Genomic DNA, 13,302 nt, shown 5'->3' on the forward strand with positions numbered 1-13,302 from the left:
TGGCGTGCCTTGGGAAGAATTCGCGTCGCTCGGACCGCCCCGAGATGGGTCCGCAAGCTTGTCGTTTCCAATCACAAAAATTTTGTACGGGTGCGCCAAATTGGCCGCTTGAAATTCGACATGCGGCTCCTTTCGCCACAATGTTCTTATTTCTTTTCAATTGGTTATGCGGTTATTGGTGATTTTCAGCACGAACATTCTGTGAGCCGGCGTTCACCCATTCCTGTATCCTCTGTCAACAGAACCGAACCGTTCGGTTCGAACTATTTTACGTTTGGCTGGATCAGCGCTTCAGAGCCTCGATCGACATGCCTGCCGACCGATCAATGCCCAGTAAAAATCACGCTGCCAGCTCAGCGCCAGCGGTGTCATGCTTGGGCCGCGCGCTGGCCAGAAGCACGACGGGGCAGTTGCAGGCGGCTAAAACAGCGCCGGCGGTTTCGCCGAAGAACAGGTCCTCACCCGGACGTTGGGTGACACCCATCACGACGATCGCCGCGCCTTTGGCCGCCTCCCTAGTGATCGCCTTGTCGGGTGTGACGCGGGTATGGAACGCGGTGTCGATATGCAGGCCGTAGCGGCCCGCCAAGTCGGCGATGTCTTTCAGCATGGCCTCTTCGCGGCTATGCGACACGGATGTCGACCTGCGCCCCTTGGCTGCTTTTTGCGAGACGTAGAGAACCTTGATCCGCGCCCGGTTTGGACGGGCCAGCGCCAGCGCCAAGTCGGCGGCGCGGCGCGCCACCTGGGTACCGTTGACGGGGACGAGAATGCTGGTGCCGGCCTTCAGCGTTGGCATCTTTTCGGCAGCATTGCCGCCGTTCAGGACCAGGCAAAGCGGGCCGTCAAATCCTGCGGCAATGTCGTTGAGGGCCGGCGCGAAGGCGCCATCGGCGGTCAGCACATTGTCAAGGCCGACCAGCAACAGGCCGTATCCCTTGCGGGCCTCTTCGGCGATCGTCTCACCGGTGGCTTCCAACTCGGTGCGGGCCGTCAGGTGGACTTTGCCGACAAGCGTATCTTCGATCCGTTTTACCGCCTGGGCGCTTTTCTTTGCACCCTTCTTGATTTCCTGCAGGGCGCGCTCCTGTCCCTTGCTGTCGCTCGGCCTGTCAATTCGGCCGTCTTTCGGCTGAAGCAAGGTGGTGGGCAGGCGAAGCAAGGTAGTGGGCATGCCGCTGCCTCCGCCGACCAGTCCGGCGAGATGGGCAGTGAACTTGCCAATCCTGCTGTCGTCGACCAGCACCAGCAGCCGCTCCAGCCTGGAAATGAAGCCGTATTCGTCCAACGCCTCGCGCTCGACACGCTGCTGCTCGTCGTGCCCAACCGGCAGCCGGCCGAGCGCCCAGCGCAGCATCGGCGGCATGGCCAGCGTGGTGATCACGGCCATGGTGACGATCATGGTGAAGAGATTGTGCGACAGGATGTTCATCGACAGGCCGATGCTGGCGACGATCACCTCGGTCGAGCCGCGCGCGTTCATGGCGCTGCCCACGGCGATTGCTCCCTTGAACGACATGGCGGCGAGCCTAGCGCCGATGAACGCGCCGCCAAACTTGCCGATGCTGGCGATAACCACCAGAGCGCCCGTCAGCATGGCAAGCGTCGGATCGGCAAGCACTGTGAGATCGGCGGAAAGCCCCGCCATGCCGAAGAAGATCGGCATGAACAGCGCGGTGATGACGCCGCGCAGCTGGCCTTCGATATGGCTGGAGAGGATGGGCGATTCCCCGACAAGGATACCGGCGACGAACGCACCCAGCACCGTATGCACGCCTATCATATTGGTGATCAGCGCCATCACGCCCATGATGATGAGGATCATGGTGATCACAGCGAACTCGCTGTGGAATTGATCGTTGGTCCAGCGGATCAAGGTGAAGACAAGACGGCGGCCAATGGTGAAGGAGAACACCATGAACAGTGCCACCGCGGCGATGGTGGTCACCAGCGGCGCGAACTGCAGCCTGCCATTGGTGGCGATGCCGAAGGTTACGGCGATGATAAGCCAGCCGATCGTGTCCTCGATGATCGCCGAGGAAATAATCACCTGTCCGAGGTTGCGGCGCATGAAGTTCATCTCGCGCACCACCATGGCGACGATCTTGACCGACGAGATCGACAGCGCGGTGCCCAGGAACAGCCCGGCGACGGTGCGTTGCGTGGCGTCAGACAGCAATGCGTCCGGCAGGAACTGCGCCAGCGCGAAACCGCAGATGAAGGGCACCACGACGCCGGTCGCCGAAATGGAAAAACAGGCCGCGCCAACCCGGCGCACCAGCCGCAGGTCCGTCTCCATGCCGGTCAGCAAAAGCAGCATCAGGATGCCGAGCTGTGAGACGGCGTCGATCATGCCCTTTTGCGCAGGATCGCTGGGAAAGATCAGGTGCTGAGCCGATGGCCATAGCCAGCCGAACAGCGAAGGACCGAGCAGGATGCCGCCGATCAGTTGGCCCATGATTGCCGGCTGGCCATAGCGCTGCAGCACTTCGCCCAGGCCGCGCCCGACAAGCAGCAGCAGGACGATCTCGGCAACGAAAGCGCCTTCGCCCGAACCGCCCATTCCCGAAGCCTTGGTTCCGGCAACAAGCGTCTCCGCCGCCCGGGCCGCTCCTGCGGGGACGAATGCACAAACCAACAGCGCCAGGCTGGAACGTGTCGGAGCCTGCCAAGCCATGAAACCCCCATCGCCCAATGCACCTGCCCCACAACGCGCGACAGGCCGTTGCGTTGCTAGACAGGGCATTGCTAGACGTGGACGTCACCGAAGGAGAGTTCGCCGTCGTCGCTCTCCGTCAGGTAGGCTGCCATCAGCAGGCCGGCATAGAGGACGGCGACCAGCACGACGATGGCGCCACCAGGAACTGGACCCAGCGCAGCACTGGCGACGGCCTCACGCATCGACCCGACGAAGCCGATGCGGACGCCTTCGTTTAAGAGGCTGGGGGTCGACAGTTTGAGGATCCAGGCCAGCAGCAGGATCAGCAGCATGTAGATGTAATTCCGACGCAGACGGCGCGCCAAAGCCACGCGTTGCGAAATCAGGAATTTTGGTGCGCGCAGGCTCTCGCCGACGATCAACAGCCAATCGGACGCGAAATCCGGCTGCGGCGAGAATACCTGTGCGAAATAGTGCCGTTCGAACTGGCGCACGCGAGCCCGATAGAAGTCGAAGAAGCGGTATCGCCGCGCCTCGATCCACAGCAGCAGCAGAACAAGCAGCATGGCAAACAGCAGCACGCCATGGTGAGCGCTGGCTGTCGAAAGCGAGACGGACAGCATCGCCGCGACAACCGTTATCGCCCAATTGCTCGTCCGGTCCAGGCGGTCGCGCCACCCAGCCATGCGCGCAATCTCGGCGCGATGGAAGTGGGACATCGTGGTTACGAGTTCGCCGGACGAAAGCGTTCGCCCGATGGGGTCCGGCGCCGCCAACGCTTCTGCCATGACCATGCCTCCACCCGCCATGCGAAACGGCCGGAGGAACATATCGTTCCGAACGCTTCAAGTTGCCGGGCGCAGCCAGACCTTGTTGTCGTGGAAGGCGGCGCCGCCATAGGGCGCCGGCGCATCGGCGCCAGTCAGCACGTTGATGCCCTCGCCGCGCTCATGGGCGCTGTTCGGCCAGATGCCTTCGGCGATGACCACGCCGCGCTTGATGCCGTCGAACAGTTTTGCGTGCAGCACCACTTCGCCACGCTGGTTGCCGACTTCGATGCGGCCGCCGTCGGCGACGCCGAGTGCCGCCGCATCATCGGGATGCAAGAGCAGCTCCGGCCGGCGCTCTTTTGCCTGCGACACCGGCGTTTCGGTGAAGGTCGAATTGAGGAAATTGCGCGCCGGCGAGGTGGTCAGCCGGAACGGGTGCGCCTCGTCCGCCACCTCGATCAGATCGACATGGTCGGGGAATTCCGGCAGGCTCGCCACCGGCCCGAACAGGCCCATGCTTTTCGGTGGCCGATTGGGCGACGCCTGGCCCGTCCAGTCGGCGCGAAAATGAAACTTCTTGTCGGCATGGCCGAAGCCGTCGAGGTAATGCGCGGCATCGAAATCCGGCTGCAAATCGACCCATTTCTGCTCTTTCAGGCTCGAAAAGCTGCCCAGCCCGCGCTTGCCCAGAATGACGTCGATATGCTGCTGCTCGGTCATGCCGAAGCCCGGGCGATCGGCGACACCGAGTCTTTTGCCGAGTTCCTCGATGACGAAATGGTTGGTGCGCGGACCTTCCGGCGGGTCGATCAGCTTCGGCCCGAGCGTGATGTGCTGGTTGCCGCCGCCCTTGTAGACGTCGTCATGCTCAAGAAACATCGTCGCCGGCAGCACCACATCGGCGAGCTTGGCGGTGTCGGTCATGAACTGCTCGTGCACGCAGGAGAACAGATCGTCGCGCAAAAAACCCTGCTTCACCAGCCGCTGCTCCGGCGCGACATTGACCGGATTGGTGTTCTGGATCAGCAGCGCCGTCACCGGCGGGCCCCCATAGAGCGCATCCTCAGCCCCGGTCAGCACCGGGCCGATGCGCGAATGGTCGAGATGACGGATCGCGGGGTCGCGCATCCGCGTGCCTTCGAGCAGTTCCTGATTGAGCTTGAAGATGCCCGAATTGGTATGGAAGGCGCCGCCGCCTTCATATTGCCAGCAGCCGGTGACCGCGGCGATCGAGGCTGCGGCGTGCATGTTGACCGAACCGTTGCGCTGGCGCGAAAACCCGTAGCCGAGGCGGAAGTAGGTCTTGTTCGTCGTGCCGACGAGACGGGCGAAGGTCTCGATTTCGTCGACAGAAAGCCCGGTGATATCAGCGGCCCATTGCGGCGTCCTCGTTTGAAGATGCGCTTCCAGACCATGCGGGTCGTCGGTGTATTTTTCCAAATAAGCGCGGTCGGCCATGCCGTCACGGAACAGCACGTGCATCACCGCGCAGGCCAGCGCGCCGTCGGTGCCGGGCTTCAGCACCAGGCCGAGATCGGCCTGCTTCATCGTCGCGTTCTCGTAAACATCGATGACGACGATCTTGGCGCCGCGTTCCTTGCGCGCCTTGATGGCGTGGGTCATGACGTTGACCTGCGTGACCACGGCGTTGGTGCCCCAGATCACCACGCAATCGGACTTCGCCATCTCGCGCGGATCGGGGCCGCGCAGTGCGCCTGCCCCCATCATCCAGCCGGTCCAGGCCAGATTGGTGCAGATCGAACTGAAGAAGCCGGAGTATTTCTTGGCATGCCTGAGCCGCTCGATGCCGTCGCGCTGCACCAGACCCATCGTGCCGGCATAGTAATAGGGCCAGACCGTCTCCGAGCCGAATTTTGCCTCCGCCGCGATGAACTTTTCGGCGACAAGGTCGAGTGCGGCCTCCCAGCTCGCTTCCTTCCAGGCGCCCTCGCCCTTGGCGCCCGCCCGGACCAGCGGTTTCAGCAGGCGGTCGGGATGATGGACGCGGTCGGCGTAGCGGGCGACCTTGGCGCAGATGACGCCGGCCGTGTAGCTGTTGGCCTTGGCGCCATGGACGCGGCCGATACGCCTGGCGTCAAGCAACTCGACCTCGAGCGCGCAGGTTGAGGGACAATCATGCGGACAGGCCGAATGGCCGATTTTGAGCTTGGCGTGCTGATTCATGGGAGCAAACTAGCCGGTTGTGATAGCGGCGTGTAGGGCCAGTTACACGCCATCAATGCGCTTGAACAAGGCGTTGTAGGCACCGCATTTCGGGCAATGTATGTGGCGCTCGACATGCGATGATCCGGCTCCGGCGTCGATGACCAGCAGATTGCCGTCTCCACACTCAGGACATTTTACGACAGCTCCGGAATTGACGGCCAAAACCTTGGCAGCTTCGATCCACAGTTTTGCCGACATCGTCCTACTCCGCCGTGCCTTCCTCGTACTCCGCCGACATCGACAGCCATTTCTCCTCGTGGCCGGCCAGCTGTTGCGCGAGTTGTGAGCGTTCCTTGGCCAGCCTTGTCGCGGTCGAGGGGTCCTTTTCGTAGACGGCCGGATTGGCGAGTTCGTCCTCGATCAGGTCGATGCGCTTGCGGAGGCGGTCCATCAGCGCTTCGGTGGCGCGGATTTCCTTGGCCAGCGGCTCGAAAGCGGCGCGGCGCGCGGCTGCATCGCGGCGGCGGTCGGCCTTCGAGGCTTTGTCCGCCTCGCGCTTGCCGCGGCGGTCGCCGGAGACGCCGGTGACCAGCGTCTTGTAGTCCTCGAGGTCGCCGTCATACGGGTTAACCGCGCCCTCCTTGACCAGCCACAGCCGGTCGGCGGTCGCCTCGAGCAGATGGCGGTCGTGCGAGATCAGGATGACGGCGCCGGGAAAATCGTTCAGCGCATGGATCAGCGATTCACGGCTGTCGATGTCGAGATGGTTGGTCGGCTCGTCGAGGATGAACAGGTTCGGCCCCTCGAAGGCCGACAGGCCCATCAGGAGCCGCGCCTTTTCGCCGCCGGACAGGTCTTTGGCGGCGGTGTTCATCTTTTCGGTGGTCAGGCCGAACTGCGCGACGCGGCCGCGCACCTTGGATTCCGGCGCGTCCGGCATCAGCCGGCGGACATGCTCATAGGCGTTTTCGTCGGGCCTGAGGTCGTCGAGCTGGTGCTGGGCGAAGATTGCCACCTTCAGCCCGGGCGCCACGGTCATGCCGCCGGTCTCCGGCTTCAGCCGGCCGGCCAACAGCTTGGCGAAGGTCGACTTGCCGTTGCCGTTGGCGCCGAGCAGCGCGATGCGGTCGTCGGCATCGACGCGCAGCGTCATCTTCTTCAGGATCGGCGCACCCTCGGTATAGCCGACATTGACGTTGTTCAGCGCGATGATCGGCGAGGCCACCGTCTTCACCGGCTCCGGAAAGGAGAACGGCCGAACCGTGTCGTTCACAATCGCGGCGATCGGCTTCATCTTCTCCAGCGCCTTGATGCGCGACTGCGCCTGCCTCGCCTTCGACGCCTTGGCGCGGAAGCGCTCGACGAAGGATTCCATGTGCTTGCGCGCGGCTTCCTGCTTCACGCGGCCCTTCTCCTGCAATTCGCGCTGCTCGGTATATTGGCGCTCGAACTGATCGTAGCCGCCGCGCCAGAACGTCATCTTCTTCTGGTCGAGATGGACGATCGAATTGACGGCTCGGTTGAGCAGGTCGCGGTCGTGCGAAATCAGCAGCACAGTGTGCGGGTATTTCGACACGTAGTTTTCCAGCCACAGCGTGCCTTCGAGATCAAGATAATTGGTCGGCTCGTCGAGCAGCAGCAGATCGGGCTCGGCAAACAGCACCGCGGCCAGCGCGACGCGCATGCGCCAGCCGCCGGAGAAGGACGAGGCCGGGCGCCGTTGTGCGGCGTCGTCGAAGCCGAGGCCGGCGAGAATGGTGGCGGCGCGTGACTCGGCCGAGTGCGCATCGATATCGGCCAGCCGCATATGGATATCGGCGATGCGGTGCGGATCGGTCGCCGTCTTTTCCTCTTCGAGCAGCGCACTCCGTTCAAGGTCGGCCTTGAGCACGATCTCGATCAGCGGCTCCTCGGTGCCCGGCGCTTCCTGAGCGACCTGGCCGATGCGTGTGTTCTTGGGCAGACTGATCGAGCCGGTCTCGGAGGCGAGGTCGCCGGTGATCGCCTTGAACAAGGTCGTCTTGCCGGTGCCGTTGCGGCCGACAAGGCCAGCCTTGCTGCCGGCCGGCAAGGTCAGCGAGGCATGGTCGAGAAGCAGGCGTCCGGCCATGCGGAGCGAAAGGTCGTTGATGATCAGCATGGCCGCGCTTTTGCACGGGACAACCATGCTTCGCAAGGGCTTGAGCCCCGGTTCGCCGCATAAGGCGCGAAAACCGGCAAGCAGGTGACGTCGACCCCCGCGCACCGCGACTTCCCGCAAAACGCAAAAAGAACCCGCTATCCTGAGGGGGGACAAGGAAAGCGGGTTCTTTCGTGAACGGCGGCCTTGGGAGCGTCCGATCGACACCCAAACACGCAGCAGCCGGGTTTGTTCCATGGGATAGACAAACCATGTGATGAACAAACGCCGGCGTGGCGGCAGGTTTGTCCACAGGGCGTGCCGTTTGTACGCTATCGGACCATGACGCTGCGGAAAGACTCGGCTATTCTTGGATGTGCGGCGGGCCTGATCTCCGCCTGGCCGGCGTCATCAGCTTCCTCCCAAGCGGCGCCGGCCACCCTTTTTTGACCGGCGCCGACGCCATTTGAAGCGGTCATTGTTTCGGCGGCGTGCCGGGCTGATCGCCGCCGGTCGTCGACTTCGGCACCGGATTCTTGTCGACCTGCGGATTCTGCTCGACCGTATCGCCAGGGGCCTTGGTCGGCTGGATGTTGTTGTCGCAACCCGCAACGGTCAGCGCTGCCACAAGCAGCAGGATTGAGCGCTTTTTCATCGCAGTCTCCTCTCGCCCGACAACGAGGCGTCGGCGATTTGGTTGCGCGATCGGTGTCGTTCCCGCATTCGCCGAGCAGTCGGGGAACAAAATGCCGCGTCTCCGGTTGCTCCAGAATCAATGGAGGAAGCCATGATCCGTCTGCTTATCGCCGGGGCAATCGTCTATGTTGCCTATCGCGTCGCCAAGAAAGTGATCGACGAGGTGCCCGACGATTTCGATCCGCTGCTGCTGCCGCCACCAGAAGACGATCGCGAGGCGCTGCGGCGGCAATCGGCAAGGATGGGCGTCGAGCCCGGGCGTTAGTCAACGGGCCTGCCCGCAAGGCTTCTTCGTTCACGAGCCCCATTCCGGCTCCGCAAACCGTTGCGAACAAAGCGGAAACGATGCTTGATGGGCGATGAACCTCGCCGCCCGTGATTCGTCCTTCCAGCCGGCCTATCTGGCAAAGCTCAACGCCGAGCAGCGGCTTGCCGTCGAACACGGCGACGGCAAGATCGCGGGGCCATTGCTGGTGATTGCCGGCGCCGGCTCCGGCAAGACCAACACGCTGGCGCACCGGGTCGCGCATCTGATCGTTAGGGGTGCCGATCCGCGCCGCATCCTTTTGATGACATTTTCGCGCCGTGCCGCGGCGGAAATGGCCAAGCGGGTCGAGCGCATCGCCGGCGAGGTGCTGGGCCGCGATGCTTCCGTCATCACCGATGCGCTGAGCTGGGCCGGCACGTTCCACGGTATCGGCGCCAGGCTGCTGCGTGATTATGCGCTGGAGATCGGTCTCGATCCCGCCTTCACCATCCATGACCGCGAGGATTCCGCCGACCTGATGAACCTCGCCCGCCACGAGCTTGGGTTTTCGAAGACCGAAGCCCGCTTCCCGACCAAGGGCACCTGCCTTGCGATCTATTCGCGTGCCGTCAATGCACAGGCGCCGCTCGGCGAGGTGCTGGGTTCGGTGTTCCCGTGGTGCGCCGGCTGGGCCGAACAGCTGAAACAATTATTCGCCAGATATGTCGAGGCCAAGCAGGCGCAGAACGTGCTCGATTACGACGATCTGCTGCTCTACTGGGCGCAGATGGCCGGCGAGCCGGAAATCGCCGCGCATCTGGGTGCACGTTTCGACCATGTGCTGGTCGATGAATACCAGGACACCAACCGGCTGCAGGCCTCGATCCTGACGGCCCTCAAGCCCGACGGATCGGGGCTGACGGTGGTCGGCGACGACGCGCAGTCGATCTATTCGTTCCGCGCCGCGGAAGTGCGCAATATCCTGGATTTTCCCAAGCAGTTCGCGCAGCCGGCCGAGGTCGTCATGCTGGAGCGCAACTACCGCTCGACCGAGACGATCCTGGCGGCGGCCAATGCGGTGATCGGCGAAGCGTCGGAACGTTTCACCAAAAATCTCTGGTCGGAGCGCAAATCGGCGGAAAAGCCGAAGCTGGTGAGCGTGCGCGACGAGATCGAGCAGGCGAGCTATGTCTGCCAGGCGATACTCACCGAGCGCGAGGCCGGTACCGTTCTCAAAGCGCAGGCCGTGCTGTTTCGCGCCTCGCACCATAGCGGCCCGCTGGAGATCGAACTGACGCGCCGCAACATCCCCTTCGTCAAATTCGGCGGGCTGAAATTCCTCGATGCCGCCCACGTCAAGGACGTGCTGGCCGTGCTGCGCTTTGCCGAAAACCCGCGCGACCGCGTCGCCGGCTTTCGCGTGCTGCAACTTCTGCCCGGCATCGGCCCTTCGGCCGCCAATGCGATCGTCGAGACCATGGCGACGTCGCTCGACGAGACGATGGGGCTTGCGCGCTACCGGCCGCCGCAGCGGGCCGCCGACGACTGGCCGGGCTTTGTCGCGCTCTATTGCGGCCTGCGCGCCGGCGCAAAGAAATGGCCGGCCGACATCGAGCAGGTCAGGCTCTGGTACGAGCCGCATCTGGAACGCATCCACGAGGATGCGACGACGCGCCGGGCCGATCTCCTGCAGCTCGAGCAGATCGCCTCCGGCTATGGATCGCGCGAGCGCTTCCTCACCGAGCTGACGCTCGATCCGCCGGACGCGACCAGCGACGAAGCCGGACCTCCGCACCGCGACGAGGATTATCTGATCCTGTCGACCATCCATTCGGCCAAGGGCCAGGAGTGGAAGAACGTCTTCGTGCTCAACACCGTCGACGGCTGCATCCCGATCGACCTAGGGGTCGGCAGCAAGGAGGACGTCGACGAGGAGCGGCGGCTGCTCTACGTGGCCATGACGCGGGCCAAGGATAGCCTGCATTTGGTGATGCCGCAGCGTTTTTTCGTCCACGGCCAGGCGGCGCGCGGCGACCGCCATGTCTATGCCTCGCGCACGCGCTTCATCCCGCGCCCGATCCTTGGTGCCTTCGAGCAGGTGGCGTGGGCCAGCGTCCAGGCCAGGGACGATCCGCGCCGCCAGCCGCCGGTGCGCGTCGACCTCGGCGCCCGCATGCGCGGCATGTGGAAATAGGCACCCGCCTCGGCGCGCTGCTCACCCGGGCGAGCGAAAAAAACAAATCACGGCAACATGGAACCTCGCGCCGTGATCCGCGTTTCTGCCCGACCCCCAGACCGGAGAACGGCGTCCGCCGTGACCTCCGCCCATTCGAGAGGCCAGAATGCACGACAGGACGTTTTCCACACCGGTCGCCCTAACCGTTGGCGCCGGCTACAAGCGGACGATCGCTTCGTTCTCCGAGATGCACGAGTTCCTGACCGAGTTCCCGCCTTCGCGCCGGCGGCTGAGCTATGGCGCCGCGGTAAAGGCCTGCGAGGCGGCACGCGCCGGCGAGATCTCGGCCGAAGCGGCACGCGACGCCCTGATCACCTTCGCCGTGACGGCCGGCATCCTCTGGCCGGCCGCCCAGCCGGCAGTCTCGGTCAAGCCGGTCGTCCGGGGCCTCGGCGGCTACGCCGCCTGACGCAACCTCTTCGTCATCATGGCCGGCCGGAGATGCGGTCCGTTGTCGGTGGTTTTAGGTCGGCAGATCCTAAATCAGCTGCCTTCTGATGCTCATCCGGGTCACCGCAGTCACAAGAATGGCGCCGATCATGAAATAGATGGTCGCGACAATGTCGCCCTGGTGGAAATAATAACCGGAGTTGAGAAGCGCCAGGACCACGGCGAAGAACGCCACAAGGCGCAAGGGTTCATTGGGCATGCGTGCCAATTCTCGCTGTTGCTGCTGAATGCTGCTGAAGCGGCCGCCCTCACGACCGTGCGCTCCATAAAATGTTTTGGCGCGTTTTGCAATCTCGGCAGATCGTCCCCTATCCACCGCTTCCCCAGCCGCCCCAGGTTCAGGCGAATGCCCTGCCCTCCTCGCTGCGCTGGAACATCGTCAGGTCCAGTCCGAGGCTCGGCTTGCCCAGAATGGTCAGGATCGCATGCGCCTGGCCGCGGTGGTGGGTCTGGTGGTTGAAGAAGTGGTCGAGCGCCGGCGCCAGCCGCTGCGAGACGGTGCGCATATCCGAGACGGTCATGTAGGAGAAGCGGCCCGACAGCGCCTTGTCGCTCAGGCCGTCGACCCAGTCGATGATCCGTTTGTCCTCGGCCTCGCGCGCCAGCCGCAAGCCGGGCAAGGCGCGATGCAGGATCGTGTCGAGCCTTGCCGGCGCGTCGCCCTCGCCGGTGAAGCGTTTCATCCAGATACGGTCGGCTGCCAGGAGGTGGTTGAGCGTTCCCATCATCGATGCGAAGAAGACGCCGATATTGCGGTCGAACTCTTCCTCGTCGAGATCGGCGGCGGCATCGTAGATGCGGCCATTGGCCCATTGATTGTAGGCCGCAAACATCCTGAAATGCTGTTTCATTCTTCTCTCGACCTGCGAGACCCTGTTTCGCGTGGGTCTGTTTCGGGCATAGTTAGACTGCAAGGACGCTGCCGCCAATGACCATTCTGCTCTACGACCTTGTCGGACGCGACGCCGCCCGCCCATTCAGCCCACATTGCTGGAAGGCGGCGATTGCGCTGGCCCACAAAGGGCTCGACATCACCAGCGTGCCGACCCGTTTTCTCGAAGTGCCGAAGGTGGAAGGCGGCGTCTCGAAGCTCGTTCCGGTGATCCGCGACGGCGAGACGGTGGTCGCCGATTCCTTCGCTATCGCGCTCTATCTCGAGGAGGCCTATCCCGAGCGGCCGACATTGTTTTCCGGCGACGGCGGCAAGGCGACGGCGCGCTTCATCGAACGCTGGTCGCAGCTGACCATCCATCCCTACGTCACCACCGCTGCGATATTGGACCTGCACGCCATGCAGGACGAGGCGAACGCCGCCTATTTCCGGCAGAACCGCGAGCAGCGCTTCGGCAAGCGCCTGGAGGCGGTATACACCACCCGCGACGCTGGGCTCGCCAGCTTCCGGGCCTCGCTGGAGCCGCTCCGCTCGATGCTTGGCTATCAGCCCTTCATCGGCGGCCCGTCGCCGCTATTTGCCGACTACATCGTTTTCGGCGCGCTGCAATGGGCGCGCATCGCCACGCCCTACCGGCTGCTCGACGATAGCGACGTCGTGGCGCAATGGTTCGAACGATGCCTCGATCTGCATGGCGGCCTCGGCCGCACCGTCGCGCCGGCGGCGCTCGCCTCGCTTGAGAGTTGAAATCGGCAGTTTTACAGCGGCGCCACATTTTGTTCTTGCTTTGTGCCGGCAGCTATGCTACTAATCTGGGTATGGTGCTAATTGGCTCCAACGACCCGCCCGGCTTGCCGAGGCGGGTTTTGTTTGCCGATCAAGGTCCAACGGCGCAGATGGCGGCAATGTCGCCGGGCCTCGGCTAAAGCGCGTCGCGTTCGACCGGCCTCATGCGATGCGCTTTAGGTTCTTGTTTTGATGCATGTCGTTAGCGCAAAACCGCTGCACACTTTTGCGCGACATGCATTAGAATTGCCGCCCCGGCGAAATGCGACAATGCGGGTAGA

At 63.6% G+C, this 13,302-nt stretch carries 12 protein-coding genes; 4 read left to right on the forward strand and 8 right to left on the reverse strand.

Annotated features, from left to right (window positions below):
• Window positions 1-340: 340 nt before the first annotated feature.
• The 6 genes from NKI50_RS22805 to NKI50_RS22830 all read right to left on the reverse strand — a co-directional run bounded on the left by NKI50_RS22805 (window position 341) and on the right by NKI50_RS22830 (window position 8,369).
• Entirely contained in the window at window positions 341-2,563 is a 2,223-nt protein-coding gene (locus NKI50_RS22805; protein WP_502900376.1) for a cation:proton antiporter domain-containing protein, read from the reverse strand.
• Window positions 2,564-2,748: 185 nt separating this feature from the next.
• Complete coding sequence (locus NKI50_RS22810) at window positions 2,749-3,447, reverse strand: DUF2270 domain-containing protein (RefSeq protein ID WP_023719770.1); 699 nt, start codon at window positions 3,445-3,447, stop codon at window positions 2,749-2,751.
• A gap of 57 nt (window positions 3,448-3,504) precedes the next feature.
• Window positions 3,505-5,613 (reverse strand): molybdopterin-containing oxidoreductase family protein, encoded by a 2,109-nt coding sequence (locus tag NKI50_RS22815; RefSeq protein WP_023719771.1) that lies wholly within the window; start codon window positions 5,611-5,613, stop codon window positions 3,505-3,507.
• Window positions 5,614-5,655: 42 nt separating this feature from the next.
• On the reverse strand, window positions 5,656-5,853 hold the full coding sequence (locus NKI50_RS22820; protein ID WP_023719772.1) for a hypothetical protein: 198 nt from the start codon (window positions 5,851-5,853) through the stop codon (window positions 5,656-5,658).
• A gap of 4 nt (window positions 5,854-5,857) precedes the next feature.
• On the reverse strand, window positions 5,858-7,735 hold the full coding sequence (locus NKI50_RS22825; protein ID WP_352717615.1) for an ABC-F family ATP-binding cassette domain-containing protein: 1,878 nt from the start codon (window positions 7,733-7,735) through the stop codon (window positions 5,858-5,860).
• Window positions 7,736-8,189: 454 nt separating this feature from the next.
• A complete protein-coding gene (locus NKI50_RS22830) occupies window positions 8,190-8,369 on the reverse strand; it encodes a membrane lipoprotein lipid attachment site-containing protein (RefSeq protein ID WP_023719775.1) in 180 nt (59 codons plus the stop codon).
• 132 nt (window positions 8,370-8,501) lie between these two features.
• On the opposite strand from NKI50_RS22830, the gene NKI50_RS22835 reads away from it, so the two are divergent.
• The 3 genes from NKI50_RS22835 (at window position 8,502) to NKI50_RS22845 (ending at window position 11,302) form a co-directional block, all read left to right on the forward strand.
• A complete protein-coding gene (locus NKI50_RS22835; RefSeq protein WP_023719776.1) occupies window positions 8,502-8,675 on the forward strand; it encodes a hypothetical protein in 174 nt (57 codons plus the stop codon).
• Window positions 8,676-8,769: 94 nt separating this feature from the next.
• On the forward strand, window positions 8,770-10,851 hold the full coding sequence (locus NKI50_RS22840; protein WP_352642603.1) for an ATP-dependent helicase: 2,082 nt from the start codon (window positions 8,770-8,772) through the stop codon (window positions 10,849-10,851).
• A 148-nt stretch (window positions 10,852-10,999) separates the two neighbouring features.
• A complete protein-coding gene (locus NKI50_RS22845; protein WP_023719778.1) occupies window positions 11,000-11,302 on the forward strand; it encodes a DUF982 domain-containing protein in 303 nt (100 codons plus the stop codon).
• 69 nt (window positions 11,303-11,371) lie between these two features.
• Here the strand turns inward: NKI50_RS22845 and NKI50_RS22850 are convergent, their stop codons facing one another.
• Together NKI50_RS22850 and NKI50_RS22855 are read right to left on the reverse strand one after the other, a co-directional pair.
• Window positions 11,372-11,542 (reverse strand): hypothetical protein, encoded by a 171-nt coding sequence (locus tag NKI50_RS22850; RefSeq protein ID WP_023677663.1) that lies wholly within the window; start codon window positions 11,540-11,542, stop codon window positions 11,372-11,374.
• 139 nt (window positions 11,543-11,681) lie between these two features.
• A complete protein-coding gene (locus NKI50_RS22855) occupies window positions 11,682-12,194 on the reverse strand; it encodes a DinB family protein (protein WP_023719779.1) in 513 nt (170 codons plus the stop codon).
• Between the two features lie 77 nt (window positions 12,195-12,271).
• On the opposite strand from NKI50_RS22855, the gene NKI50_RS22860 reads away from it, so the two are divergent.
• Complete coding sequence (locus NKI50_RS22860) at window positions 12,272-12,982, forward strand: glutathione S-transferase family protein (RefSeq protein ID WP_023719780.1); 711 nt, start codon at window positions 12,272-12,274, stop codon at window positions 12,980-12,982.
• Window positions 12,983-13,302 lie beyond the last annotated feature (320 nt).

Source organism: Mesorhizobium sp. M0563 (assembly GCF_040321065.1).
Classification (GTDB): Bacteria; Pseudomonadota; Alphaproteobacteria; order Rhizobiales; family Rhizobiaceae; genus Mesorhizobium.

Bases quoted from the DNA above. Each gene is read 5' to 3' on its own strand.
- NKI50_RS22805 (WP_502900376.1), bottom strand. From the start codon at position 2,563: ATGGGCGGTTCGGGCGAAGGCGCTTTCGTTGCCGAGATCGTCCTGCTG.
- NKI50_RS22810 (WP_023719770.1), bottom strand. From the start codon at position 3,447: ATGGCAGAAGCGTTGGCGGCGCCGGACCCCATCGGGCGAACGCTTTCG.
- NKI50_RS22815 (WP_023719771.1), bottom strand. From the start codon at position 5,613: ATGAATCAGCACGCCAAGCTCAAAATCGGCCATTCGGCCTGTCCGCAT.
- NKI50_RS22820 (WP_023719772.1), bottom strand. From the start codon at position 5,853: ATGTCGGCAAAACTGTGGATCGAAGCTGCCAAGGTTTTGGCCGTCAAT.
- NKI50_RS22825 (WP_352717615.1), bottom strand. From the start codon at position 7,735: ATGCTGATCATCAACGACCTTTCGCTCCGCATGGCCGGACGCCTGCTT.
- NKI50_RS22830 (WP_023719775.1), bottom strand. From the start codon at position 8,369: ATGAAAAAGCGCTCAATCCTGCTGCTTGTGGCAGCGCTGACCGTTGCG.
- NKI50_RS22835 (WP_023719776.1), top strand. From the start codon at position 8,502: ATGATCCGTCTGCTTATCGCCGGGGCAATCGTCTATGTTGCCTATCGC.
- NKI50_RS22840 (WP_352642603.1), top strand. From the start codon at position 8,770: ATGAACCTCGCCGCCCGTGATTCGTCCTTCCAGCCGGCCTATCTGGCA.
- NKI50_RS22845 (WP_023719778.1), top strand. From the start codon at position 11,000: ATGCACGACAGGACGTTTTCCACACCGGTCGCCCTAACCGTTGGCGCC.
- NKI50_RS22850 (WP_023677663.1), bottom strand. From the start codon at position 11,542: ATGCCCAATGAACCCTTGCGCCTTGTGGCGTTCTTCGCCGTGGTCCTG.
- NKI50_RS22855 (WP_023719779.1), bottom strand. From the start codon at position 12,194: ATGAAACAGCATTTCAGGATGTTTGCGGCCTACAATCAATGGGCCAAT.
- NKI50_RS22860 (WP_023719780.1), top strand. From the start codon at position 12,272: ATGACCATTCTGCTCTACGACCTTGTCGGACGCGACGCCGCCCGCCCA.